Origin of the sequence: Paucibacter sp. PLA-PC-4, from assembly GCF_026241155.1 — a bacterium.
In the GTDB taxonomy this organism is placed as follows: domain Bacteria; phylum Pseudomonadota; class Gammaproteobacteria; order Burkholderiales; family Burkholderiaceae_C; genus Roseateles_E.
Genome location: NZ_JAPFGP010000063.1, coordinates 1 through 941, shown reverse-complemented (window position 1 = coordinate 941; position 941 = coordinate 1). Strand labels below are relative to the sequence as shown.

Here is a 941-nt window from a genome sequence, read left to right as displayed (position 1 = left end):
ATGCGTATTCCACTGATCGCGGACACCCATTCCAGGCTGATCGCGGACAGTGTTCCGGGCGATCGCGGACACCCTGAGTGGGGTGCCTGAGTGACGGCCCGGATGGTAAGCCAACTGTCCGGCATCAGTTTGGAACTGTGTCCGCGATCAGCGTGGAACCGGCTCATGGGTCAGGTCTGGGATGAGCCCCGGCGCAGAGACTCGCCCTTGAGCGCAATGCTGTGTGAGGCGTGCATCAGCCGGTCCATGATGGCGTCGGCGATGGTGGGCTCACCCAGCCATTGATGCCAGGCGCTGCTGGGCATCTGGCTCGTGATGAGCGTGCTTCGGCTTCCCACCCGATCGTCCAGCAGCTCAAGCAGGTCCTGGCGCTCCTGGGCAGCGATGGGAGCGATCGCGAGATCGTCGAGGACAAGCAGGTCCAGTCGGGCCAACTGGGCCAAGCGACGGCCGAAGCTGCCGTCTCCGTGCGCCACCTGCAGCTCTTGCCGCAACCGGGTCGAGCGGGTGTAGAGCACGCTGAAGCCCTGGCGTGCAGCCTGCTGGGCCAGCGCGCACCCGAGCCAAGTCTTGCCGCAACCGGTGGCGCCCGTGATCAGCACGTTGCGGCCATGCCGGATCCAGTCGCCCTCGGCCAGCGCAGTGACCATGTGCCGGTCCAGGCCGCGGCCAGCCCGCCAGTCGATGTCCTCGACGCAGGCGCCGCTGACCTTGAGCTTGGCCGCCTTGAGCAGCCGCGCCACGCGCTTGCCGTCGCGCCAGTCCAGCTCGCGCTGCACCAGCAGCGCAAGGCGTTGTTCGAAGGGCAGCGCCTCGGCGCTGGCCTGCATGCCGGTGTCGTTGAGCGCGGCAATCATGCCGTCCAGGCGCAGGCCGCGCAGTTGGTCCAGGGTGTGTTGTTGAAGCATGGTGTGTTCGTGATGTTGGAGAGTTCGGCCAAG

Annotated in this window: 1 protein-coding gene; it reads right to left on the bottom strand. The window is 66.7% G+C overall.

Annotated features, from left to right (window positions below):
- Window positions 1-170: 170 nt before the first annotated feature.
- Window positions 171-908, bottom strand: coding sequence for an IS21-like element helper ATPase IstB (gene istB, locus OOZ63_RS28890; protein WP_266009332.1), 738 nt, complete (start codon window positions 906-908; stop codon window positions 171-173).
- Between the last annotated feature and the right edge of the window lie 33 nt (window positions 909-941).

Bases quoted from the DNA above. Each gene is read 5' to 3' on its own strand.
- istB (WP_266009332.1), bottom strand. From the start codon at position 908: ATGCTTCAACAACACACCCTGGACCAACTGCGCGGCCTGCGCCTGGAC.